This is a genomic window from Streptococcus sanguinis, from assembly GCF_019928825.1.
Classification (GTDB): Bacteria; Bacillota; Bacilli; order Lactobacillales; family Streptococcaceae; genus Streptococcus; species Streptococcus sanguinis_L.
Window position 1 is genome coordinate 70,805 of record NZ_JAHZOP010000001.1, and the last position, 23,505, is coordinate 94,309.

The 23,505-nt window shown below is 41.3% G+C and carries 22 protein-coding genes and 1 pseudogene; 11 read left to right on the top strand and 12 right to left on the bottom strand.

Annotated elements, in window-relative coordinates; genetic code table 11:
• The first annotated feature begins 50 nt into the window (after positions 1 to 50).
• Together K1J09_RS00290 and K1J09_RS00295 are read left to right on the top strand one after the other, a co-directional pair.
• Positions 51 to 905 carry an alpha/beta hydrolase gene (locus K1J09_RS00290; RefSeq protein WP_223322734.1) on the top strand — a complete coding sequence of 285 codons (855 nt, stop codon included), beginning with the start codon at positions 51 to 53 and terminating at the stop codon, positions 903 to 905.
• 276 nt (positions 906 to 1,181) lie between these two features.
• Entirely contained in the window at positions 1,182 to 2,162 is a 981-nt protein-coding gene (locus K1J09_RS00295; RefSeq protein WP_223322733.1) for a DUF1002 domain-containing protein, read from the top strand.
• An 87-nt stretch (positions 2,163 to 2,249) separates the two neighbouring features.
• Here the strand turns inward: K1J09_RS00295 and guaA are convergent, their stop codons facing one another.
• Positions 2,250 to 3,812 carry a glutamine-hydrolyzing GMP synthase gene (gene guaA, locus K1J09_RS00300; RefSeq protein WP_223322731.1) on the bottom strand — a complete coding sequence of 521 codons (1,563 nt, stop codon included), beginning with the start codon at positions 3,810 to 3,812 and terminating at the stop codon, positions 2,250 to 2,252.
• Positions 3,813 to 4,135: 323 nt separating this feature from the next.
• On the opposite strand from guaA, the gene K1J09_RS00305 reads away from it, so the two are divergent.
• From K1J09_RS00305 to xerS, 9 genes and pseudogenes are all read left to right on the top strand, one after another.
• Positions 4,136 to 4,834 carry a GntR family transcriptional regulator gene (locus K1J09_RS00305; protein ID WP_002909746.1) on the top strand — a complete coding sequence of 233 codons (699 nt, stop codon included), beginning with the start codon at positions 4,136 to 4,138 and terminating at the stop codon, positions 4,832 to 4,834.
• 153 nt (positions 4,835 to 4,987) lie between these two features.
• Positions 4,988 to 5,320 (top strand): putative DNA-binding protein, encoded by a 333-nt coding sequence (locus K1J09_RS00310; RefSeq protein ID WP_032907526.1) that lies wholly within the window; start codon positions 4,988 to 4,990, stop codon positions 5,318 to 5,320.
• A gap of 2 nt (positions 5,321 to 5,322) precedes the next feature.
• Positions 5,323 to 5,538 carry a 2-oxoglutarate:acceptor oxidoreductase gene (locus tag K1J09_RS00315; RefSeq protein ID WP_111675823.1) on the top strand — a complete coding sequence of 72 codons (216 nt, stop codon included), beginning with the start codon at positions 5,323 to 5,325 and terminating at the stop codon, positions 5,536 to 5,538.
• A 36-nt stretch (positions 5,539 to 5,574) separates the two neighbouring features.
• Positions 5,575 to 7,149: a signal recognition particle protein gene (ffh, locus tag K1J09_RS00320; protein ID WP_111675822.1), complete on the top strand. Its 1,575-nt coding sequence runs from the start codon at positions 5,575 to 5,577 to the stop codon at positions 7,147 to 7,149.
• Between the two features lie 289 nt (positions 7,150 to 7,438).
• Positions 7,439 to 7,699 carry a hypothetical protein gene (locus tag K1J09_RS00325; protein WP_111675821.1) on the top strand — a complete coding sequence of 87 codons (261 nt, stop codon included), beginning with the start codon at positions 7,439 to 7,441 and terminating at the stop codon, positions 7,697 to 7,699.
• Positions 7,700 to 7,704: 5 nt separating this feature from the next.
• Positions 7,705 to 8,784 carry a hypothetical protein gene (locus K1J09_RS00330; protein ID WP_223322729.1) on the top strand — a complete coding sequence of 360 codons (1,080 nt, stop codon included), beginning with the start codon at positions 7,705 to 7,707 and terminating at the stop codon, positions 8,782 to 8,784.
• Positions 8,781 to 9,566 (top strand): annotated as a pseudogene (locus K1J09_RS00335) (alpha/beta hydrolase). The gene K1J09_RS00330 and the pseudogene K1J09_RS00335 overlap by 4 nt, the downstream one beginning before the upstream one ends.
• A 52-nt stretch (positions 9,567 to 9,618) precedes the next feature.
• Positions 9,619 to 10,062, top strand: coding sequence for a MepB family protein (locus tag K1J09_RS00340; protein ID WP_223322727.1), 444 nt, complete (start codon positions 9,619 to 9,621; stop codon positions 10,060 to 10,062).
• 177 nt (positions 10,063 to 10,239) lie between these two features.
• Positions 10,240 to 11,310 (top strand): tyrosine recombinase XerS, encoded by a 1,071-nt coding sequence (xerS, locus tag K1J09_RS00345; protein WP_223322725.1) that lies wholly within the window; start codon positions 10,240 to 10,242, stop codon positions 11,308 to 11,310.
• A gap of 86 nt (positions 11,311 to 11,396) precedes the next feature.
• Here xerS and K1J09_RS00350 read toward each other — a convergent pair whose 3' ends face one another.
• The 11 genes from K1J09_RS00350 to K1J09_RS00400 form a co-directional block, all read right to left on the bottom strand.
• Complete coding sequence (locus tag K1J09_RS00350) at positions 11,397 to 12,035, bottom strand: hypothetical protein (RefSeq protein ID WP_223322723.1); 639 nt, start codon at positions 12,033 to 12,035, stop codon at positions 11,397 to 11,399.
• Between the two features lie 165 nt (positions 12,036 to 12,200).
• The gene (locus K1J09_RS00355) at positions 12,201 to 13,190 is read right to left on the bottom strand and encodes a lipoate--protein ligase (protein ID WP_125338359.1); all 990 of its coding nucleotides are present in this window, start codon (positions 13,188 to 13,190) and stop codon (positions 12,201 to 12,203) included.
• Between the two features lie 66 nt (positions 13,191 to 13,256).
• Entirely contained in the window at positions 13,257 to 14,963 is a 1,707-nt protein-coding gene (gene lpdA, locus K1J09_RS00360; protein ID WP_223322722.1) for a dihydrolipoyl dehydrogenase, read from the bottom strand.
• 73 nt (positions 14,964 to 15,036) lie between these two features.
• The gene (locus K1J09_RS00365; RefSeq protein WP_223322720.1) at positions 15,037 to 16,080 is read right to left on the bottom strand and encodes a dihydrolipoamide acetyltransferase; all 1,044 of its coding nucleotides are present in this window, start codon (positions 16,078 to 16,080) and stop codon (positions 15,037 to 15,039) included.
• 354 nt (positions 16,081 to 16,434) lie between these two features.
• Positions 16,435 to 17,433 (bottom strand): alpha-ketoacid dehydrogenase subunit beta, encoded by a 999-nt coding sequence (locus K1J09_RS00370; protein WP_223322718.1) that lies wholly within the window; start codon positions 17,431 to 17,433, stop codon positions 16,435 to 16,437.
• 18 nt (positions 17,434 to 17,451) lie between these two features.
• Complete coding sequence (locus tag K1J09_RS00375) at positions 17,452 to 18,420, bottom strand: thiamine pyrophosphate-dependent dehydrogenase E1 component subunit alpha (RefSeq protein ID WP_223322716.1); 969 nt, start codon at positions 18,418 to 18,420, stop codon at positions 17,452 to 17,454.
• Positions 18,421 to 18,642: 222 nt separating this feature from the next.
• Positions 18,643 to 19,809, bottom strand: a complete 1,167-nt coding sequence (locus tag K1J09_RS00380) for an ATP-grasp domain-containing protein (RefSeq protein ID WP_223322714.1) — start codon at positions 19,807 to 19,809, stop codon at positions 18,643 to 18,645.
• A 12-nt stretch (positions 19,810 to 19,821) separates the two neighbouring features.
• Positions 19,822 to 20,562 (bottom strand): esterase family protein, encoded by a 741-nt coding sequence (locus K1J09_RS00385; protein ID WP_223322712.1) that lies wholly within the window; start codon positions 20,560 to 20,562, stop codon positions 19,822 to 19,824.
• Positions 20,563 to 20,594: 32 nt separating this feature from the next.
• On the bottom strand, positions 20,595 to 21,419 hold the full coding sequence (locus K1J09_RS00390; protein ID WP_002902923.1) for an alpha/beta hydrolase: 825 nt from the start codon (positions 21,417 to 21,419) through the stop codon (positions 20,595 to 20,597).
• A 115-nt stretch (positions 21,420 to 21,534) separates the two neighbouring features.
• Positions 21,535 to 22,869: a methylenetetrahydrofolate--tRNA-(uracil(54)-C(5))-methyltransferase (FADH(2)-oxidizing) TrmFO gene (gene trmFO / locus K1J09_RS00395; protein ID WP_223322710.1), complete on the bottom strand. Its 1,335-nt coding sequence runs from the start codon at positions 22,867 to 22,869 to the stop codon at positions 21,535 to 21,537.
• A gap of 93 nt (positions 22,870 to 22,962) precedes the next feature.
• Positions 22,963 to 23,457 carry a phosphoribosylanthranilate isomerase gene (locus K1J09_RS00400; protein ID WP_223322708.1) on the bottom strand — a complete coding sequence of 165 codons (495 nt, stop codon included), beginning with the start codon at positions 23,455 to 23,457 and terminating at the stop codon, positions 22,963 to 22,965.
• Between the last annotated feature and the right edge of the window lie 48 nt (positions 23,458 to 23,505).

The following is a 23,505-nucleotide window of genomic DNA, read 5'->3' on the forward strand; positions in this document are numbered from 1 at the left end:
GATGGATACATGATATAATTTTGTACATCTATCATAAAAAGGAATGAAAAATGAACAAAAAACTTGGTTTTAAGCTCCTCATTCTGGTTTTAGTGACAATTGCCGGTCTAACAGCTTTTTACAACCATAAAGAAGCCACGGCACTCAATACAAAACAATATGTTCAGTCAACAACGCCGACCTTGTTTTTCCACGGTTTTGGATCCAGCTCTAATGCTGAAAATCATATGACAGAGGCAGCCAAAAAGGCTGGAGTCACTCAGACAATTATCACAGCAAATGTCAGTAAAAACGGGCAAGTAAGCTTATTAGGCGAGATACCAAAAGGTGCTATCAATCCTATTATCAAGGTAAACTATGAAGATAACCGCAATGCCGACTACGCTCAAGATGGCAAATATGCAGCAGCTGTGATTCGCAAGCTAGAAGAAACTTATGGTTTTAAGAAGATGAATCTGGTAGGCCATTCGATGGGAAATATGTCCATCCTCTTTTATATGCTGGAGAACGGTCAGGATGAAAAGCTGCCCGAGCTGCAAAAGCAGGTCAATATTGCCAACCATGTTAATGGTCTGCAAGGAAGGGACTTGCCTGAAGATTTGAGAATCCTAGACGACCAAACTGGCCAGCCTAGTGCTATGAGCCAGACTTATCAAAAACTACTGGGATTACGAGAAGTATATCCACAAGAGCAGGTAGATGTCCTTAATATCTACGGCGATTTCAAAAATGAATCCGACGGTTCTGTACTCAATATTTCTTCTCGCAGCCTTAAATATCTCCTGGTTGAGAATGCCAAATCTTACCAGGAAAAGAAAATCACAGGTCAGTTGGCTCAGCACAGCCAATTGCATGAGAATCCAGAAGTAGACGAATTACTGATTGACTTCCTTTGGAAAAAGTAGAAAAGAGCAGTTACTGGCAAGCAAATCCAGTGACTGTTTTTTCTTTGAACTTCTTTGAGAAATGTTGTAAAATGTATCTATTATCTCAAGCCCTCAATGGATGAGATAATAATAACTCCATCATTGCAGCAACTTACCTGAAGCACTCTGAACATCAAAAGGAGCGAAAATCACAAGCTCAAGAAACAGAAATTCGAGTCAGTCAGATAGAAAGTTTGCTGCGAAAAAAGCTATAGAATTTGGGAAACTATAGCGGGAGGAAAAGAGGAAAAAAATATGAAATTCAAAAAAACTTTAATGACAGCAGGAGCCTTGCTGGCTACTCTGTTTACTGTATCGACCGCAGCTGCCGATTCAAATGTTCAGAAAGTCATTGATGAGACATACGTGCAGCCCGAGTATGTGCTGGGTTACTCCTTAGATGAGAGCCAAAAACAGCAGACCTTGCAGATGCTTGGCTACAATTCATCCAGTGACAGCAAGCCACTTAAGACCATGACACCGGAAGTCTACTCTAAAATCATGGATGTTGCCAACGACCCTAGTCTGCAGCTTTATTCTTCTGTAAAAATCCAGAAGTTAGGCAGCAATAAGGCATTAGAGGTCAAAATTGTTACTCCGCAAAACATCACTAAGGTTACAGAAGATATGTATCGCAATGCAGCTGTTACTCTGGGTGTTCAGCACGCGCAGATTACCGTTGCAGCACCAATTCCAGTAACTGGCGAGAGCGCCTTGGCAGGGATTTACTACTCTCTAGAAGATAACGGTGCGACCATTCCTCAGGAAAATAAAAACCTAGCGCAGGAAGAACTGGCTGCCCTTTCTGGTATCAATGCTGAAAATACAGGTAAGGAAGGCTATGACGCAGATAAGCTCAATGTAGCTCTGGCTGATATCAAAGCGGCTGTCGCCAACGCTAAGAAGAATAACAGCAATCTGACAGCAGATGATATCCGTAAGATTGTTGAAGAAACCTTGAAAAACTACGGTCTGACTCAGTCAGTGACCAGTGACCAAATCAACCTCATCGTGAATTTCGCTATCAATCTTTCAAACAGTGGAGTCATTACAGATTCTGACTTTACAAAGACACTTAGTGACTTGAAAGACAGCATCGTTTCAAAGGCAGGGGATACCTTTAACAATATTAACCTCAACTTTGATGCAAACGGACTCCTTCAAGAAGGCGGTAATTTCTTTTCTAATATCTGGAATGCCATTGTCAACTTCTTTAAAGGATTGTTCGGCGGTTAATCTCAAGACTATATAAAACAAGGCTAGGACATTTTAGTCCTAGCCTTGTTTATTTTTACAGTTATCATTTAAAATAAGATTTGTTTGTTACTCCCACTCTACAGTTGCAGGTGGTTTGCTGGTAATATCGTAGACGATGCGGTTGACATGATCCACCTCGTTGACGATACGAACAGAGATTTTTTGCAGAACATCCCAAGGAATCTTGGCAAAGTCAGCTGTCATGCCATCAATAGAAGTGATAGCGCGAATCGCAATTGTGTAGTCGTAGGTCCGGCCGTCGCCCATGACCCCAACAGATCGGACGCCAGTATTAACAGTAAAGTATTGCCAGATGTCGCGGTCAAGACCAGCTTTTGCAATTTCTTCACGGAGAATAGCATCAGATTCGCGGACGGTTTCTAATTTTTCCTCAGTGATTTCTCCCATGACACGAATAGCAAGTCCTGGTCCTGGGAATGGCTGGCGCCAGACAATTTCATCAGGCATACCAAGCTCTGTACCCAAAGCACGAACTTCATCCTTATAAAGTGTGTTCAACGGCTCAATCAGCTCAAACTGCATGTCCTCCGGAAGACCACCAACGTTATGGTGAGATTTAATAGTCTGAGCAGTGTCGGTACCAGATTCGATAACGTCTGTATAGAGCGTTCCTTGAGCCAAGAATTTTACATCTTTTAGTTTGCTGGCTTCGTCGTCAAAGACATAGACAAACTCGTTTCCGATGATTTTACGTTTTTGCTCTGGATCTGAGACACCAGCTAGTTTATCAAGGAAACGTTTAGCTGCGTCAGCTTTAATGATATTTAAACCAAATTTGCCGCCCAGCATATCCATGACCTGATCTGCTTCGCCTTTACGCAAAAGACCATGATCCACAAAGATACAGATTAGTTGATCGCCGATTGCTTTCTGCAAGAGAACACCGACAACAGAAGAGTCTACGCCGCCAGAAAGTCCCAACAGCACCTTCTTGTCACCAACGGTTTGGCGGATTTTTTGAATTTCCATGTCAATGAAGTTATCCATAGACCAGTCGCCTTTGGCTCCACAAATATTCAGAGCAAAGTTGCGCAGGATATCATAACCAAATTCTGAATGACGAACCTCAGGGTGGAACTGAATGCCGTAGATTTTCTTAGTTGGATTTTCAATAGCTGCAAAAGGACAGTCAGCAGAAGTACCAGTACGGACAAAGTCAGTGGGAATTTCTGTTACTGCATCTCCGTGGCTCATAAGAACTAGCTGGCTTTCAGGTGTTCCGTTGAAAAGGCTGGAGTTAGCAGTATGTGACAGAGTTGACTGACCATATTCACGATTTCCAGCATGACCAGCAGGGACAACCTTGCCCCCCAGCTTGTGAGTCAACAGCTGCATACCATAGCAGATTCCCAAAATCGGGATTCCCAACTCAAAGATTTCCGGGTCAATATCAAAAGAGCCGTCTTCATATACAGAATTCGGACCACCGGAAAGGATAATCCCGACAGGCTGGATAGCACGGACCTCGTCAGCGGTAATCTTGTGGCTCTTGAGCTCAGAAAAAACACCGATTTCACGAATGCGACGTGAAATCAGCTGGTTGTACTGGCTGCCGTAATCAAGCACGATGATCTTTTCGACATCTTGCAATTCAGTTCTAGTTGTCATCTGTTCCCTTTCTTAAAAGAAGTAATCTTTTCCCCTCATTTTATCACAAAAAAGGAATTTTTCCAAGGTAATAAGGAGTAAGAGAGATGAAAAAACGAATATGAAACTTTAGTTTGCTATTATTGTTTGTTTAGACCGACTTGCCATGGACGCCAGTGCTATTTCTGACTAAAATCAAATAAACCAGCTCTTAAAATGTTGATCTTTTTTGAAAAAATAACTGATTTCGTGAGAAAAGACTCCGCTCTTCAATATTTAGTTTGACATTTGAAGTATTTGGTACTAAAATAAAGGAAGGTACCAAATAAGAAAGAAGAGCCAACATGTTGCCCGCATATATCAAAATTCATGATCAGATTAAGAAAGACATTGACGATGCCGTTTGGGAGATTGGGGAGCGCCTGCCCAGCGAGCGTGATCTAGCCGAAACCTTTAAAGTCAGCCGTATGACCCTGCGTCAGGCCATCACACTCTTGGTTGAGGAGGGGGTGCTGGAGCGTCGGGTCGGTAGTGGAACCTTTGTAGCCAGCACACGTGTTCAGGAGAAAATGCGTGGCACCACCAGCTTCACGGAAATCATGAAGGCGCAAGGCAAAACGCCATCCAGTCAGCTCATTTCTTATCGACGCACTCTGCCGAGTGAGCAGGAAGTGGAAAAGCTAGGCATCCATAAGACAGAAAATGTCATTCGGATGGAGCGGGTTCGCTACGCTGACGATTTGCCGGTGGTCTACGAGGTGGCTTCAATTCCAGAGAAGTTCATTAAGAATTTTAAAAAAGAAGAGGTGACCAGTCATTTCTTCCAGACCTTGCAGGAACATGGCTATAAGATCGGCAAGTCCCAGCAGACTATTTATGCTCGGCTGGCTAAGGAAAAAATCGCCAATTACCTCGATATTCCCCGCGGCCATGCCATCTTAGGACTGACTCAGATTTCTTACTTTGACGATGGTACAGCTTTTGAATATGTAAAAAGTCAGTATGTTGGCGATCGTTTTGAATTTTATTTGGAAAACAATTAATTCTTTGCAAAACTCTTGGTTATCACTAAGAGTTTTTAACTTGTCTTTTACTCAGCAGAAAAAGCTGATTGACGTTTTGCAATCTCATATTTCGAGTGTTTATTTCCCTTGTCAGACTAGAGTTTATCACGCTTTTCTGGTATAATGTTTCTTATGGAAATTGAAAAAACAAACCGAATGAATGCTCTCTTTGAGTTTTATGCAGCGCTTTTGACTGACAAGCAGATGAACTACATCGAGCTCTACTATGCAGACGACTACAGTCTGGCTGAGATTGCTGAGGAGTTTGGTGTTAGCCGTCAGGCCGTTTATGATAATATCAAACGGACAGAGAAGATTCTGGAAGACTATGAGAAAAAGCTGCACATGTACTCGGACTACATTGTCAGAAGTCAGATATTTGACCAGATTACAGAGAAATACCCTGACGACAGCTATCTGCAGGAGCAGATCGGGATTCTGTCTGGTATTGACAATCGAGAATGACCATGGCTAAACAAGTTATCTACAAGGGAATGTCCTGCTGGTTGTTGGAGTTGGAAGAATCTTTTCCTGCCAGGGTACAACTCATCTCCCCTGACGATCTTTCTAAGGCAATGCAAGAAGGTTTCAGTTGCTGGGGGTACCCAAATGAGATTATGAAAGAAGTCTCTGCTGAGGAATATGCTTGTTTAACACGTTTTGGAAAATTTCCACCGAATTGATTGAAATAGAAACATAGAAACTAGGAGAAATAAAATATGGCATTTGAAAGTTTAACGGAACGTTTGCAGAACGTCTTTAAAAATCTGCGCAGAAAAGGAAAAATCTCAGAGAGCGATGTTCAGGAAGCAACCAAAGAGATTCGTCTGGCCCTTTTAGAAGCCGATGTTGCCCTGCCGGTTGTCAAAGACTTTATCAAGAAAGTCCGTGAGCGGGCTGTCGGCCATGAGGTTATCGATACCCTCAATCCAGCGCAACAAATCATCAAGATTGTTGACGAAGAGCTGACAACTATCCTGGGCTCTGATACTGCTGAGATTATCAAGTCACCAAAAATTCCGACTATTATCATGATGGTTGGTCTGCAAGGTGCTGGTAAGACTACCTTTGCCGGTAAGCTTGCTAATAAGCTCAAGAAAGAAGAAAATGCTCGTCCGCTCATGATTGCGGCGGATATTTACCGTCCGGCGGCTATCGATCAGCTGAAAACACTTGGACAGCAAATTGATGTTCCTGTCTTTGCTTTAGGCACTGAAGTTCCAGCTGTTGAGATTGTCCGTCAAGGTTTAGATCAGGCAAAAGCCAACCACAATGACTATGTCCTGATTGATACGGCTGGGCGTCTCCAGATTGACGAAAAGCTCATGCAGGAGCTGTCTGATGTCAAAGCGCTGGCTAATCCGAATGAAATCCTCTTGGTTGTCGATGCCATGATTGGTCAGGAAGCAGCTAATGTCGCTCGTGAATTTAACAGCCAACTGGAAGTGACCGGGGTTATCCTGACTAAGATTGATGGTGATACCCGTGGCGGTGCAGCCCTGTCTGTCCGTCAGATTACTGGTAAGCCTATTAAATTTACTGGTACCGGTGAAAAGATCACTGATATCGAAACCTTCCACCCAGACCGCATGTCCAGCCGGATTTTGGGCATGGGGGACATGCTGACTCTGATCGAAAAAGCCTCTCAGGAATACGATGAGAAAAAATCGCTTGAAATGGCTGAAAAGATGCGGGAAAACACCTTTGATTTCAATGATTTTATTGATCAGCTGGATCAAGTCCAAGGCATGGGACCTATGGAGGATTTGCTCAAGCTGATTCCAGGCATGGCCAATAATCCTGCCCTCAAGAATATCAAAGTTGATGAGAAAGAAATTGCTCGCAAGCGTGCCATTGTATCCTCTATGACACCGGCTGAGCGGGAAAATCCTGACTTGCTGAGTCCTAGCCGTCGCCGTCGGATTGCCAATGGTTCAGGTAACAGTTTCGTCGATGTTAATAAATTTATCAAAGACTTCAATCAAGCTAAGCAGATGATGCAGGGTGTTCTGTCAGGCGATATGAGCAAGATGATGAAGCAAATGGGTCTTAATCCAAACAATATGCCTAAGAACATGCCTGGTGGCGGAGGAATCCCCGACATGTCAGCTCTGGAAGGCATGATGGGCCAAGGCGGTATGCCAGATATGTCAGGCTTAGGAGGAGCCGGCATGCCGGATATGAGCCAAATGTTTGGCGGCGGCCTCAAGGGCAAGGCCGGGGAGTTTCTGATGCGCCGCAGCATGAACAAAATGGCCAAGCAAATGAAGAAAAACAAGAAGAAGCGGAAGTAGTGAGGCTTGACTATTCTCTTACTAGTTTTAATTGTGTTTATTTGTAAAGGTATATTTGGTTTATTATATGCTTATTTTTAGCTTTATATTCTACTTACTCTTATATTTTTTATTGAGATTTTTTCAAAGATGTGCTGATAAACTGTTGATAAAATTTTCTATAATCAATCGAACTGTACCAAAAAGCTTGTATTTAGTATTTTTGAATATTCTACTATATATTTTTCTAGTACATTTTTTAAGTTTCATTAACATAATAGGATGCATTAGTGAATACTGGATATATTTTATGTTTATAGTTTTTTCTACAACATTTGATTTCCATTATATAAGAAACACTTCTGATTTTAGATATTCTAAAAATACAAAAAATTACTTTAATGTTGAAGCAGCAGAAGTGTTTTATAATATTTTTTTAACAGTTGTTGTAGCTTGGTGTGCTCTAGCTATATTTAGTGGTAAAAATATTGCCACTCACGGAGACACAGTTATTTACTATGTTTTCCCTCATTATTGTGCAATTAAACTTTTAAAACAGAATCAGGAGTAAGATGAGTGAATCTAATAAAAGATTATTTTTATTATACTTGGTATTCCATTATATTCAATACACAACAGTATGATGGTCACAATAGCTATTTATCTTACTTCTTTATTGTGAACTGTATATTTATTTTTCTTATTTTTAGATTGAATAGAAAGAAATGTTTTGATAATACTTTTCTTAGAATTCTTAGTATGCTTTTTATTTCTTTCTTTTTATTAGGATGTTTAGGATTCCTCACAAGAGATTATAGTTTTGCTTATGATAAAAATATGAGTTTAGAATCTCAGACAAAATGGGGAGGACTTGTTTGGGAGAATATAATTGGCATTTCAGTTTTATACTCATTAATATCTTTGGTTCTATATAGAAAATTTATAACAAGTTTTTTATATTTAAAACCAGAGTTGCATGATGATTTCTTTCAAAAAACAGCTTTTAATTGGATTGAATATAAAAAGTTTTTAGGACTTGGTATAGAAATTGCAATATTTTTAGCTAGTATGATTGTTGCCAACAAGCAAAATACGGAAAGAGCTTTAACCTACAATGATGCGTGGATGTACACTATAATTCTTATTCTTCTATCCTTTCAATTGTCATTTTCTTTAGAATATATAAAGTATAAAAATAAATTTCCTTTTACACGACAAGACTATGAGGCGCTTGAGTTTTATAGTAAGGACAATAGACTTAATTTAGCTAGTATTGATAAACGCTCCAAACGCAAATGGATAATTTATGGAGTAGATTTTGATTATAAAACAAAGTTAGTCTTATATTTCAGAAAAAAATTATTAATAAAGAAAAAAATATCTAACAGCAATTTACCTGTTAAAATGAAAGTCAATCAAAGAAAAATTAGGAGAATTATAAAGAGGAATCTTGATCTTCCTAAAATTATTGACCTAATTGGTTTTCCAAATAGCGAAATTGTAAAGGTAAAGTCTAAAATAAACTACAAATATGCTCAATGGAATAATAATTTTTTTAATTATTTTATAAGGTTTAATAATAATGAGGTCATCAAAATCCAAAAAGTTTTTAAATATAGACGAAACAGAATATACAAAGACTTATTAATAAGATGAATTACTTTACAGCTTTATTTCTAAAAATTAATACTCTGATTAATAATTTAGTTGCGCGATCAATCAAACAGCTGCCTGCCAGCAAACAATCAATTGAGCCTATTATCATGATTCCAGGTAGTTCGGCAACAGAAAATAGATTTAATCGAATGGTTAAAAAGCTCAATCGGAATCAGCATCCGCGTCATAGTCTGGTCCGTATTAAAGTCTGGAATGACGGACACATGACCTACAGAGGGCATTTGAAGCGCAAGGACAGAAATCCTATTTTTGTGGTTGGCTTTTAAAATAATCGCGATGGTTATGAAAACATCAAGCAGCAGGCGGCCATGTTTGATGCTGCCTTGACTGTCTTGCTAGATAAGTATTCTTTTAACAGTTTTAAGGCGCTGGGGCACTCTAACGGTGGTCTAATTTATACAGTATTCCTGCAGCAATACCTTGCAAACCATTCTGGGGTGGAGATGGAAAAGCTCCTGACTATTGGCAGTCCTTATAATCTAAACAAGAAAAATCTTAATCATCGAGTCCCGATGCTAGATGACTTTGTATCTAACAAAGGAAAACTTCCTAAGAAACTGCAGCATTTGTCAATTTTGGGAATCTTTTTCCGAGATGGTGACGGAATTGTCCATAAAAGCAGTGTAGAGGCCGGGAGCTTGATTTACAAAGGAAAAATAGCTTCACACAGAGAGGTTGTCATCGTAGGTAAGGATGCTCACCATTCTTCCTTGCCGCAAAATGAGCAGGTAGTTGATTTGATTAGGGAGTTTTTATTCTAGTAAATACTTTACATAATTTAATTTTAGTAAAAATTAGAAAGGTAATAAAACAATGAAAATGACAGACATTCTTCATAGGTATTATGGTGACTTTGATCTGATAAATGAAAAATGGAACGAAGACTATGAAAGCATTTTAATTAAGCCAAAGGATAATCAAGAATATAAAAGATGCCGTTTGGCAAAGAAAACACCCAAAAAAGAAAACTACTTTACAGTCTTTTGGAAAAAAGACCAAAACAACAAGAATATTCCTTATACTGATAGAGACTTGGGTGATGAACTAGTTATTGTCGTTATTGACGACTGTCATTGCGGTATATTTATAATTCCCAAAGGGGTGGCTATTAGTAAAAAAATTCTTTCTACAAAGGATTGTAAAGGAAAGATGGCTATGCGGTTTTATCCGTCCTGGTGCACAAATTTAAATAAAACAGCTCAGGCAACACAAAAATGGCAACTGGATTATTTTAAAAAAATCAAATTAGAAGAATAAGTTTTAGGTAAAACAAGATAGAGTTGAGAAACTAAACTCTGTCTTGTTTTTATTATCTTTTTTGTATTAAAGTTAGATTGCTTACTTCCCTCTGTCATCTTTCCGAAAAACTATAATTTTCTTGAAAAATATATCTAGATATGCTATACTACTATTATAGAAAAACGGAGAAATATAATGAGACGTGAACTGTTATTAGAAAGAATTGATAAACTTAAGGCTACCATGCCCTGGTACATTCTGGAATATTACCAATCAAAACTGGCGGTGCCTTATAGTTTTACAACCTTATACGAATATCTCAAAGAATATGATCGATTTTTTAACTGGCTGCTAGAATCTGGTATCACGGATGCTTCTCATATTGCTGAGATTCCTCTTTCAGTCTTGGAAAATATGAGCAAGAAAGACATGGAAGCCTTCATTCTGTATCTGCGAGAGCGGCCGCTTCTCAATGCCAATACGACTCAAAACGGTGTTTCCCAGACAACCATCAACCGGACTCTTTCGGCTTTGTCTAGCCTCTACAAATATTTGACTGAGGAAGTTGAAAACGAACAGGGTGAGCCCTACTTCTATCGAAATGTGATGAAAAAGGTTGCTACTAAGAAGAAAAAGGAAACTCTGGCTGCTCGTGCAGAGAATATTAAGCAGAAGCTCTTTTTAGGGGATGAGACGGAAGAATTTCTTCAGTATATTGATACGGAGTACCCCAAGAAACTCTCTAATCGCGCCCTGTCCTCTTTTAACAAGAACAAGGAACGAGATTTAGCCATCATTGCCTTGCTGCTAGCCTCTGGTGTTCGTCTGTCTGAAGCTGTCAATCTGGACCTGAAAGATATCAATCTCAAAATGATGGTCATTGAAGTAACAAGAAAAGGCGGAAAAAGGGACTCTGTCAATGTTGCCGCTTTTGCCAAGCCCTATTTAGAAGAGTATCTGAGCATTCGGATCAAGCGATACAAGGCCGAAAAGACTGATACAGCCTTCTTTTTGACTGAATACCGCGGCACTCCTAATCGAATCGATGCTTCCAGTGTCGAAAAAATGGTGGCCAAGTATTCCGAGAACTTCAAGGTGCGAGTAACGCCTCACAAACTCCGCCACACGCTTGCTACACGTTTATACGATGCAACCAAATCTCAAGTTCTCGTCAGTCATCAGCTAGGGCATGCTAGCACTCAGGTAACGGACCTCTACACCCACATTGTCAATGACGAGCAAAAGAATGCTTTGGACAAATTATAATATTACATAATTTAAAGTATGTAATTCAAAAAATGACAATAAAAACAAAAGAGCGAAAATCTAGTTTAGATGCTTCGCTCTTTTTCTTATAAAAACTCAATCCAATAATTCCGGTGCGGCTCGACAATCAGCGGTTTCCCCCAGAAATGCTTGAGATGTTCTAGGTTTGCTGCTGTGACTGGTCGATTTTTAGAGTTGTACTTTTCAGCGCTTTCTCTGGTTAGGAAGCATTTGACCGCTTCGTAGGAGCCTTCTGCTGTCTCTCTATTCAATCCTTCGAAGCTAATTTCATCGCCTGGCTGAGGATTATCCGTGAATAGTTTTCCGATAAAATAGACCGTTTTACTCTTCATCAGATCGTAAGCCTTGATATTCTCTATTCGATTGTTAGCTGCTGCAAACATGATGCAAAAGCTATCAACAAGATCCTTCAAGGGCATCAGATCTTCCTTGGAAACGAAGACATCTACCATGTATAACCCGCCAATGACTAGGTTTTGGAAAGAAGGTTGCTGAATAACATTATCTAACGCCATGCCAAGTGGTAATTTCACGGCTTGATAGCCTGATTTTTCAAATTTTTCTTTCTTTTTCTCATAATCTTCTTCAGATATGCTAACATAAAAATTGTCTGGATTAGGAGATGGTTTTTTCTTCAGAAAAGCTACAACTGTGCGGTCCAACTGCTCAAACAGACCAAGGCTTTCTACTGGGACTTTCTGCATCAAGATACCTCTTTCTCTGATTCCCTATCATTTTATCATATCTGGCAGATAAATCCTAGAGAAAACTAGCTGGTCAAGGAAACGTAAGAATGTTGTTGATTTGAAATATACTGTTTACATGAAAAACCAAACTCTTCGTGAGTTTGGTTTTCTTTATGTCATATTTTAACCGACGATAGCTTCAGCAATCTCTTCTCTGCTGATTCCAGCAAAGTAACGGCTAATATCAATCGTTTCAAGAGCTTTCAGAACATCTTCGCGTTCGTATTTAACGCCGCGCAACACATCTTCTACTGCTGCTACGTCCTCAATACCAAAGAAGTCTCCATAGATTTTAATATCCTGAATCTTGGATTCAACAACATTGGCAAAGATTTCTACCTTACCGCTGGTAAACTTGGTGCCACGGCGCACATTGTATTCAGGCGATTTACCGTAGTTCCAGTCCCAAGTTCCAAACTTGCTATCTCTGATTTGCTTGATTTCTTCTAGTTCTTTCTCAGAGAAGACATATTCTGTCATTTCTGGATATTCTTTCTTCATGTAGTCCAGAAGCAGGTCACGGAATTCTTCGACAGTAATCTTTTCCGGCAATTCATCGACGATATTTGTCACGCGAGCACGGACGGATTTAACCCCTTTTGATTCGAACTTGTCTTTAGAAACCTTAAGAGCATTGGCTAAGACAGACAAATCAACATCAAAGAGTAGGCAGCCATGGTGCATGATACGACCGTTGATATAGGCTTGTGCATTACCACAAAACTTCTTGCCATCAATCTCTAGGTCATTACGACCAGTGAATTCAGCCTTTACACCAAGCTCTGCCAGGGTATTGATTACTGGCGTAGAAAAACTCTTGAAGTCAAAAGCTCTATCTTCGCTTTCCTTGGAGATGATGGTGTAGTTGAGGTTGTTTAAATCGTGATAAACAGCTCCACCGCCGCTGATACGACGCACGACTTCAATGCCATGCTCACGAACATAATCACGGTTTATTTCTTCGATAGTGTTTTGGTGGCGCCCCACAATGATAGAGGGTTTGTTAATCCAGAGCAGGAAAATTTCATCCTCATCTAAGAGGTGTTTGAAAGCATATTCTTCCAGAGCAATATTAAAAGCTGTATCATTTGAGTAGTTAACAATGTATTTCATAAGCTACCTCTTTATACGATAGAGACTGGAACGATGATTTATACCCAGTCTAATCTATCTTTTAAATTATTTTTTCTTAGGTGAGTGAACTGCCAATCCCAGTACGTCCGCAAATGCTTCGTACATAACTTCTGAGAAGGTTGGATGACCGTGAATGGTCTTAAGCATTTCTTCTACGGTGATTTCCATTTCAATGATGGTTGATGCTTCGTTGATCAATTCTGCGGCTGCAGGGCCGATGATATGCACACCAAGGACTTCACCGTACTTCTTGTCAGCAATGACTTTAACGAAGCCTTGAGCTGCATCTGAAGCAATAGCACGGCCGTTAGCAGCGAAGTTAAACTTACCAATCGCTACATCGTATTTCTCACGAGCTTGCTCTTCTGTTAAACCAACTGCCGCTACTTCTGGCAGAGTGTAGATAGCTGCAGGAGTCAGATTGAGTTTGGCAACGTGGTGGTTACCTTTCAGAGCATTTTCAGCAGCTACTTCACCCATACGGAAGGCTGCATGGGCCAGCATCTTAGTACCATTGATATCACCTGGTGCGTAAATACCTGAAACAGAAGTTTCTATATACTCATTGACCTTGATACGACCACGATCCAGTTCGAACTCAACCTCACCGATGCCTTCTAGGTCTGGCACGCGTCCGATAGAAAGCAGGGCCTTATCTGCGAGGACATCTTCTTTTCCTTCAACCTTGATACGGAGTTTGCCATTTTCTTCGATGATTTCTTCCAACTTGGTTTCAGTTAGAATTGTCATGCCCTTGCGCTCCAAGATGAGGCGAAGGTTTTTAGAAACTTCCGCATCCATAGCTGGTACGATGCGGTCCATCATTTCGATAACAGTAACTTTTGAGCCAAATGTCATGAAGGCTTGGCCGAGCTCAATACCGACAACACCACCGCCGATAATTACAAGATTTTCAGGCACTTCGTTCATTTCCAGAATATCATCACTAGTCATAACGAGAGATGATTCCATACCAGGAACATTGATCTTGCTGACTTTTGAACCACCAGCCAAAATAATCTTCTTCGTTTCTAGCAGCTCGCTGCCGTTTACAAGAACATTCTTGTCTTTAGTAATGGTACCAATTCCCTTATGAACATCTACGCCATAGCTGCGAAGAAGTCCAGCAACACCGCCAACAAGCGTATTGACAACCTTGTTTTTGGTTTCCAGAACCTTGTCCATGTCTACTGTGAAGCTTGGATTTTCAATGATGATACCGCGGTTAGCAGCGTGGCCAAGGCTTTCAATGATTTCAGCATTGTGCAGGTAAGTCTTAGTAGGGATACAGCCACGGTTCAGGCAGGTTCCGCCGAGCTCAGACTTCTCAACCAAGGCAATCTTGCCACCCAGCTGGGCTGCTTTGATAGCCGCTACATAACCAGCAGGTCCGCCACCGATAACAACGATATCGTAAGCATCATCACTCTTATCATCATCTGTACTTACTGCCGCTGTTGTAGGAGCTGGTGCTTCCGCAGGAGCAGAGCCGCCAGCGGTTGGGATGTTTTCTCCTTCTTCTCCCAAGTAACCGATGACTTCCGTTACCGGAACAGTTTCTCCGTCACCTTTGAGAATGGCAATCAGGTAGCCGTCTTCTTCAGCTTCCAATTCCATGCTGACCTTGTCAGTCATGATTTCCAGAAGGATTTCCCCTTCTTTGACAAATTCGCCGACTTTCTTATTCCATTGGACAATTTGCCCTTCGGTCATATCCACGCCGGCTTTTGGCATAATTACTTCTAAAGCCATTTTTCTTTCCTTTTCTAATTTAGTTTTTCACTTGCTGAGTGTTTCTTTACTTTTTAAACTAGCAAAGAAAATCTTATACCAACATTGAAATTGGATCTTCAATCAAAGCCTTCAAGTCTTTCATAAACTTAGCTCCAGCCATTCCGTCAACTACACGGTGGTCAATGGTCAAGCCAAGACTCATAATTGGACGAATAACAATTTCACCATTAACAACGACAGGTTTTTCTACTGTCGAGCTCACACCCAAGATAGCAGAGTTTGGCTGGTTGATGATTGGCCCAAAGGACTGAACGCCAAACATACCTAAGTTACTGATTGTGAAAGTTGAGTTTTGCAGCTCGCTCGGAGATAACTTGCCTTCCAAGGTACGTCCGATTACATCTTTAAAGGCTACTACAAGCTCTGATAGGCTCATTTTTTCTGCATTATAGACAACTGGTGTCATCAGGCCATTATCCATACCGACTGCCATTGAAAGGTTGACATAGTTGTGAGTGATAATGGTCTTGCCGTCCTCTGTCAAAGTTGAGTTGAGGTAAGGATGCTTCATCAATATCTTCACAACCGCCAGCGAAAGCAGGTCTGTGACAGTTACTTTCTTGCCAGTTGCTTCCATGATTGGATCCAGCACTTTTTTACGCAAGGCCAGCATTTCTGTCATATCAACATCATAGTTGAGGGTGAATGTTGGCGCCGTCAGGTAAGATTCTACCATCCGCTGAGCGATAACTTTCCGCATCGGCGTCATTGGAATACGCTCAATTTCACCGTAAGGAGTGACATTATCAGGCACTTCTTCCACTTTTTCAATTTGAGCAGGAGATTTGATTGTATCGCTCTCAACATTCTCAGGCAAGAAAGCAAGAACATCTTTCTTCATAATCTTGCCACGATGGCCAGTTCCTTGAATCTCTTGCCAAGCAATATTGTGTTCTTGGGCAATTCGTTTTGCCAGTGGTGAAATGCGCACCACGTTTGTATCTTTATAAGTTTCCACGTCTTCTTTGTGGACACGACCGTTTGCGCCTGAGCCAGAAACATCATAGAGGTTGATTCCCAAATCATCCGCTAACTTTCTAGCTGCAGGAGTCGCTCTTAGCTTATCATCAGCCATGACCTCTCCAATTCTAATTATGATACTAAGGGCGTAAAAAAGTCAAAGTGAAAATAGGAAACTTGACTAAGAAACTTTAGTTTCTAGAAAAGTTTATCTTTTTCACACAGACTTTAGCCCGTGTTCAACTCTACAAGTAACTTGGATACGAAACGTATCTCAAGTTACTACGGTTGCCGCTATCGGCGATCAACCTTGTAGACTTACTAATTCACTCATCGGATAAAACCGGTCCGAATAACGATTGTCTGTAATTAGTAAAATTTTAGATACTTTGACCCTCTACACAAGATTAGATTACATAAAATAATTTATGTAATCTAATTCATAAGAAAGCCTTTTCTTTATTATACCTTATTCTTTATGATATGTCTTCCGAATAGCGTCTTTGATGCTCTCAACGGTCGGAATCATCGCATTTTCCAAGTTTTGTGCATAAGGCATCGGCACATCTTCACCTGCACAACGGCGGATTGGAGCATCTAGATAGTCAAATGCTTCAGACTCAGAAATAATCGCTGAAATCTCTCCGATATAGCCACTTGTTTTGTGGGCATCATTAACCAGAACAACCTTACCAGTCTTCTTAACAGAATTGATGATAATATCCTTATCAAGTGGCACCAATGTACGTGGGTCGACCACTTCTACAGAGATGCCTTCTTCTGCCAATTCTTCCGCTGCCTGCATGACACGGCGAAGCATTTTTCCGTAAGTAACAACTGTTACATCGGTACCTTCTTTTTTGATTTCACCAACACCAAGTGGGATTACATACTCAGGATCTAGTGGTACTTCGCCTTTTTGGTTAAATTCAGACTTGTATTCCAGAATAATGACCGGGTTGTTGTCTCGGATAGAAGCCTTGAGAAGCCCCTTCATATCAGCCGGAGTTCCTGGAGCGACTACCTTAAGACCTGGAATGTGGGTAAACCAAGATTCCAAAGACTGCGAGTGCTGAGCGGCAGAACCAACTCCATTACCTGCTGCACAGCGGACAGTCATTGGTACTTGTCCTTTTCCACCAAACATATAGCGCGTTTTAGCGGCTTGGTTAACAATAGCATCCATGGCGATTACAGAGAAGTCCATAAAGGTCATGTCTACGATTGGACGCAGCCCTGTCATAGCTGCTCCAGCTGCTGCCCCAGAAATAGCTGCTTCAGAAATCGGACAGTCACGTACACGCTCTGGCCCGAACTCTTCTAGCATACCAACAGATGTTCCGAAATCTCCACCAAAGACTCCGACATCTTCTCCCATCAAGAGTACATTTTCATCACGACGCATTTCCTCAGACATAGCGAGGATAATGGTGTCACGGAAAGACATAGTTTTAGTTTTAGTTTCCATTTTCTTTTTCTCCTCTCTTTAGTCTGCGTAAATATCTTCAAAGGCAGATTCAAGCGGCGGGAATGGGCTTTCTTCTGCGAACTTCACAGACGCTTCTACTGCTTCTTTGACTCCAGCTTGGACAGCTTCCAGCTCTGCCTCGCTTGCAATCTTGTTTTCCAGCAAGTATTTACGAAGATTTTCAATTGGATCTTTTTTCTTCCATTCTTCCACTTCTTCACGAGTACGGTATTTACCTGGGTCAGAAGATGAATGTCCCAACCAACGATAGGTCACACTCTCGATTAAGACAGGTCCTTTACCACTGCGAACATGCTCTACAGCCTTTTGGAAGCCTTCATAGACATCCAAAACATTATTGCCATCTTCGATGAACATACCTGGAATGCCATAAGCTGCGCTGCGCTCGTGGATGTGCTCTACATTGGTCATTTTCTTGATGTCGGCAGAAATGCCATAGCCGTTATTGATACAATAGAAAATTACTGGAAGGTTCCAGATAGAAGCCATGTTGACTGCTTCGTGGAAGACACCTTCGTTGGTAGCACCGTCACCAAAGAAGCAGACAACAATCTTACCTGTCTTATGCATTTGCTGGGTCAGAGCTGCTCCAACAGCAATTCCCATACCGCCGCCCACAATACCATTGGCACCAAGGTTTCCGGCATCTAGGTCAGCAATGTGCATAGAGCCGCCTTTTCCTTTACAGGTACCGGTGTATTTCCCTAGGATTTCCGCCATCATTTCGTTGAGGTTGATTCCTTTTGCGATAGCTTGACCGTGTCCCCGGTGATTAGAAGTCAACAAATCATCCTTGTTCAAAGCCAGCATAGCACCAACATTGGCTGCTTCCTCACCTACTGAGAAGTGAGTCATTCCAGGAACCTTTCCTTTTTTTACAAGTTGAGCAATTTTTAAGTCCATTCGACGGATTTCTTCCATCTTACGGAACATCTCTAACAAAAGATTTTTATCTAAAGTTGCCATTTTTTTGCCTTTCTAAACATAATTCTTCTATTTAATTCTATCTAAAGCTGTAAGCACTGTCAAAACTTTTGCTCACTTATATTTCACAAAGAAAAACCAGTCAATCCATTGGATAAACTGGTTTTAGATGCCAAAATAGAAATTTCACAAACTTTTTATGCTAGAGTAGTTTTTACTATTTTGAAACTGTTATACGAAAATAATAGCAGAGCATGCTTCTGATTAATCTGCCTGTTTAGCAAAATCTGCAATCATCTGCTCCATTTGCTCGCGGCTTGGTGTTGTCAGCATATAGAGGTAGTCACCTTGCAACTCCGCAAATGCAGCTGGCATGTCTTTTTTCACCTTGAAATTATCTCTGTATTTCTCCAGCAAGTCAGCATCAGGGCAAGCATAGTTTGTCGATGCACGGCGCGAGGTTGCCAAACAATACAGTGGCTCCATGTGAGCAGCTGGGAAAGGCTCTCCTGCTACAATCGCTGCATAGCCTCTGTAAAGATCGATTGAGTGGGCGAAATTATAGACATCAATGGTAAAGCCGCCTGCTGGACGGTTATTGTACTCAATGGCCACATAATCATCACCCTCGCGGAAGAACTCAATATGGAAAAAGCGTTCTTTCATGCCGAAGATTTTGACAATCGCTTCTCCATAAGCATGCAGTTTTGGATCCATATCCTTGAGAACGTAGTAGGAATTATCCATCTTATACATCATCAAATCCAGCGGTGTATGCGCATAGTCAAAGGTGGTTGCAAAGACGATCTGACCGTCCTTATCTACCAAACCATCAAAAGTACAGATTTCGCCAGACTGGACAAACTTTTCAAAGAAATAAGCTGTCTGATGATCCCATTCTTGCTTGAATCGTTCGACATCATCTGCTGTTTCCAATTTAAAGGTTGCAGCTGCTCCCACTCCATTATCAGGCTTGGCAATCAAAGGCAGGCCAAGTTTCTTGACAGCCAAATCAGCTCCAGCTTCTGTATTGACAATCTGACCGGGTACGACTGGAACACCTGCTTTTTTAAAGAGTTTCTTCATCTCAGATTTGAACTTGGTCTTTTTCAAGTCTTTGGGTTTTGCTCCAAAAACATTGAATTGCTCACGCAACTCAGCGTCCAGTTCCAGCCAGTATTCGTTATGAGACTCAATCCGATCGATAGATCCATGCTTGTAGAAAAGAAAGGCCACAGCTCTTTTTACTTCGTCAAGATTTTCAAGATTTTCTACTCTGAAATATTCAGTCAATGAATCCTTCAAAGGCTGGTCTAGCTGGTCATAAGGCTCCTGACCGATTCCCAGAACAGTGATTCCTTTGTTAGCCAGTTCAACCGTAAACTGCTGAAAATTTTGCGGATAGTAGGGAGAAATAACGATATAATTCATAGGAAACCTCCTTTAAAGATTGAGTTCATTGAGGAAATAAGGCATTTGCTTACGCCACCAAATCCAGTCATGGGAAACATCGTGGCCCCATTCAGCAAACCAAGCTGGAATATTCTTATGATCAAAAGCTTCTTTCAGCGTGTAGAAGGAAGGCAGGCCATCCTGCTCCCAGTCGCCCAAGCCAGTACAAACGATAATATCCGCCTGTCGATAGCGATCAATAAACCAGCCATCATTTTGGTTCCAGATATAGTCAGCTGGCGAGTTTTGATAAATGACTTCGTCATTCAAATTGTCACCGACAAAGAAACGTGCATCATAGACACCACTGAGGGCAATCACTTTATTGAAAACATCTGGATGCTGCAGGAAGAAATTAACAGCATGATAAGCTCCCATGGAGCAGCCTGTCGTCATCATAGGGTCAAACCAGCCCGTCTTATGCTTTACGAAAGGAATCGCCTCTTCAATGACATAACGCTCATAGGCACGATGCATTTCTGCTCGGTCGTGAGGATGCTTCCAGTCAGCCAGCCAACTCTCGCTATCAACGCTGCTGAGAGTGAAAAATTGGACCTTGCCGGCCTCAATAAAGCCAGCGCAGGCTTCAATCATCCCAAAGTCAGCATACTCATTATGGCTGCCGCCTGATGATGCGAAGACTATAATCGGGAGCCCAGCATGGCCATAGCGATTGATATACATTTCTCGGCCTAGATTGCCGCTCCAATGACTTAAAAATTCTACATGCATAGTTTCTACCTCTTTCTCACTGTTTGACTAGATTACCATTTCTCGCTGATAAAACGGAAACAGTCTGGCAAGTGCTCCGCCCAAGCGATTTCATTGTGAATAGCTCCAGACTGGATCTTAATCTGAATATTGGACAAATCGACTCCAGATACAAGCAACTGCCGGAAATAGCTGAGCGATGAATCAATATAGGCCTGCTTGATGTTGCCAGCCATCAATGTCTTATCTGTATCATCAGCCTCTTCTGTCCCAACATAAATGAAAACTCGCTGGTCAGCCTGAAGTGTCTTTCTCTCAATATAACGGTCAAAGGCTTCCTGATGCAGCCAATTTGCTGATGAAAAGATGCCCAGACAGCCAATCTGATCTTGGTATTCAACACCGATAAACTGGCTGATATTTCCCCCAAGAGAGGAGCCAATCATAGCCGTATGCAGCCGATCCGACTTTGTCCGATAATGCTGGTCAATGAAAGGCTTGACGACTTCCATAACAAACTCCGCATACTCCGTTCCCTTGCCGCCAAACTGAATACCGGGAATATTGGACTCTTGGAACTTCCAAGCTGAATACTCATTCATCCGCCGTTGACCATCGTTATCAATAGCCACGACAATCATTTTTTCAATATCTGGATTACGCTTGATTGTCGGAATAACTTTCCACGAATGGCCACTGAAAGACTCCTTGCTATAGAGAACATTTTGACCGTCGTGAAAATAAACGACCGGATACGTCTTATTTGTGTCCTGGCTATAGTTCTTTGGAAGCAAGACGCGAACACGGCGTTTCTGCTTGGTATAAGGAACGACCAACTCATGTGTTTTCATTTCAAGGTAAAAATAGGATTTATTCATTTTCAGAAAACTTTCTATTTTCAAAATTTTTATTTATTATATCACAAATTAAACAAAAAAGTTAGGAAATTCCTAACTTTTTGATGATTTTTATTAGATAATGATAGAAAATAGATTATTTATCCAAATAAGGCTGTAAATCCTGAAGGGCGCGCTCAGCAATTTTCTCATAACGTTCTTTCTTGTCACGAATCCGAGGGCCGTCCAGTTCTTTGATAATGCCAAAATTGACATTAATAGGTTGGAAATGCTTACTGTCAGCATGGGTAACATAATGCGGCAGGCTGCCGATTGCAGTTGTTTCTGGAAAGACAAGTGCTTCTTCTCCCTTGAAGAGTCGTGCCGCATTGATACCAGCAACCAGACCAGAAGCTGCTGACTCAACATAGCCTTCAACTCCAGTCATTTGCCCTGCAAAGAAAAGATTTGGCTGCTTTTTAGAGCGGAAAGTCTGTTCCAGCAGATTTGGAGAGTCCATATAGGAGTTTCGGTGCATAACGCCATAACGGACAAATTCTGCATTCTCAAGACCAGGAATCATCCGAAAGACCCTCTTTTGCTCGCCCCACTTGAGATGAGTTTGGAAGCCGACGATATTGTAAAGACTGCCTGCTGCGTTATCCTGACGAAGCTGCACCACAGCGTATGGCGTCTTATATTCACCATATCGAGGCCCTTGGTAGTCATCTGGATATTCTAAACCAACCGGCTTCATCGGTCCATAAAGCATGGTTTTAATTCCTCGCTTGGCCATAACTTCAATAGGCATGCAGCCTTCAAAGTATTTTTCTTTTTCAAAGGAATTAAGCGGTGCTTCTTCGGCATTGACCAAAGCATCATGGAAATCCATAAATTCTTGCTTGGTCATGGGTGCGTTGAGATAGGCAGCTTCGCCCTTATCATAGCGGGATTTGAGATAGACCTTGGTCATATCAATGGTATTGACATCAATGATTGGCGCTGCTGCGTCGTAGAAATAAAAACCGTCACCTCCATTGAGTACGTGGATTTTCTCGGCCAGAGCATCACTAGTCAAGGGCCCTGTCGCAATGACTGTGATGGCATCTTCAGGAATTTCAGTGATTTCTTCGCGAATGACTTCGATCAGTGGATGATTGGTCACTAGCTCTGTTACCATCTGAGAAAAACCTTCTCTATCAACCGCTAGAGCACCACCTGCTGGCACCCAAGTCGCTTCTGCTGACTTTAAGATGACCGAGTCCAACCGCCGCATTTCTTCCTTGAGCAGACCGACTGCATTGGTCAGCGCATCTCCTCGCAGAGAGTTAGAGCAGACCAGTTCTGCAAAGTCCGCAGTTTTGTGTTGAGGCGTCGACTTAACACCCCGCATTTCATAGAGTTTGACTGGGATTCCACGCTTGGCAATCTGGTAAGCTGCTTCACTGCCAGCCAAACCAGCACCGATAACATTGATATAGGATGATGACATGATACTCTCCCTTGGATATTTCTAGATTTTCACTCTGACCATTATAACAAAAAGATAGTAAAAAAGACAGACAGGAGGATTCCTGAATGTCCGTCATTTTGTCATTTTTTCCAAATAAGCAATCTTAGCAAAATCCTTATGATTGTTATTTTCATTTCGGTAGGAATCCTGAGAGGAAGCGCGGTAGATAGCTAAAAATTGCTCTGCTGTCGGCAGTAGAAACTCAACACCTTCTACTTCTTTTCGAGTCAACTTCTCTAGCGGCACACCTGAAAATGCCTCCAAGGTTTCCATGACCCCAAATTCAATAGATAAGCTTTCTTTTTGAAATTCATGTTCGTGCAGATCGACTAAGCGATAGCCCAAGCGCTCCATCATAGGTTCAATCTTGTCCATATCATAAATGCGCTCTTCATCTGGTACTTCCCAGCCACGCTCATCACCGTGAACATGAATATCAATATCCCGCGCCTGCCAGTCCTGACCAGTAACCTGCTCAAGCCCCAAGGAGCCCATCAGCAGTGGAATAATTCCTATCTTATTCAGTTGAGACGCGATTTTTAGAAATTCTCCAAATTTATCTGTCATAAAACTGCACCTTTTCTTCAGAAAAAAATATTTGCATAATATAAATTA

Bases quoted from the DNA above. Each gene is read 5' to 3' on its own strand.
- K1J09_RS00290 (WP_223322734.1), top strand. From the start codon at position 51: ATGAACAAAAAACTTGGTTTTAAGCTCCTCATTCTGGTTTTAGTGACA.
- K1J09_RS00295 (WP_223322733.1), top strand. From the start codon at position 1,182: ATGAAATTCAAAAAAACTTTAATGACAGCAGGAGCCTTGCTGGCTACT.
- guaA (WP_223322731.1), bottom strand. From the start codon at position 3,812: ATGACAACTAGAACTGAATTGCAAGATGTCGAAAAGATCATCGTGCTT.
- K1J09_RS00305 (WP_002909746.1), top strand. From the start codon at position 4,136: ATGTTGCCCGCATATATCAAAATTCATGATCAGATTAAGAAAGACATT.
- K1J09_RS00310 (WP_032907526.1), top strand. From the start codon at position 4,988: ATGGAAATTGAAAAAACAAACCGAATGAATGCTCTCTTTGAGTTTTAT.
- K1J09_RS00315 (WP_111675823.1), top strand. From the start codon at position 5,323: ATGGCTAAACAAGTTATCTACAAGGGAATGTCCTGCTGGTTGTTGGAG.
- ffh (WP_111675822.1), top strand. From the start codon at position 5,575: ATGGCATTTGAAAGTTTAACGGAACGTTTGCAGAACGTCTTTAAAAAT.
- K1J09_RS00325 (WP_111675821.1), top strand. From the start codon at position 7,439: ATGTTTATAGTTTTTTCTACAACATTTGATTTCCATTATATAAGAAAC.
- K1J09_RS00340 (WP_223322727.1), top strand. From the start codon at position 9,619: ATGAAAATGACAGACATTCTTCATAGGTATTATGGTGACTTTGATCTG.
- xerS (WP_223322725.1), top strand. From the start codon at position 10,240: ATGAGACGTGAACTGTTATTAGAAAGAATTGATAAACTTAAGGCTACC.
- K1J09_RS00350 (WP_223322723.1), bottom strand. From the start codon at position 12,035: ATGCAGAAAGTCCCAGTAGAAAGCCTTGGTCTGTTTGAGCAGTTGGAC.
- K1J09_RS00355 (WP_125338359.1), bottom strand. From the start codon at position 13,190: ATGAAATACATTGTTAACTACTCAAATGATACAGCTTTTAATATTGCT.
- lpdA (WP_223322722.1), bottom strand. From the start codon at position 14,963: ATGGCTTTAGAAGTAATTATGCCAAAAGCCGGCGTGGATATGACCGAA.
- K1J09_RS00365 (WP_223322720.1), bottom strand. From the start codon at position 16,080: ATGGCTGATGATAAGCTAAGAGCGACTCCTGCAGCTAGAAAGTTAGCG.
- K1J09_RS00370 (WP_223322718.1), bottom strand. From the start codon at position 17,433: ATGGAAACTAAAACTAAAACTATGTCTTTCCGTGACACCATTATCCTC.
- K1J09_RS00375 (WP_223322716.1), bottom strand. From the start codon at position 18,420: ATGGCAACTTTAGATAAAAATCTTTTGTTAGAGATGTTCCGTAAGATG.
- K1J09_RS00380 (WP_223322714.1), bottom strand. From the start codon at position 19,809: ATGAATTATATCGTTATTTCTCCCTACTATCCGCAAAATTTTCAGCAG.
- K1J09_RS00385 (WP_223322712.1), bottom strand. From the start codon at position 20,562: ATGCATGTAGAATTTTTAAGTCATTGGAGCGGCAATCTAGGCCGAGAA.
- K1J09_RS00390 (WP_002902923.1), bottom strand. From the start codon at position 21,419: ATGAATAAATCCTATTTTTACCTTGAAATGAAAACACATGAGTTGGTC.
- trmFO (WP_223322710.1), bottom strand. From the start codon at position 22,869: ATGTCATCATCCTATATCAATGTTATCGGTGCTGGTTTGGCTGGCAGT.
- K1J09_RS00400 (WP_223322708.1), bottom strand. From the start codon at position 23,457: ATGACAGATAAATTTGGAGAATTTCTAAAAATCGCGTCTCAACTGAAT.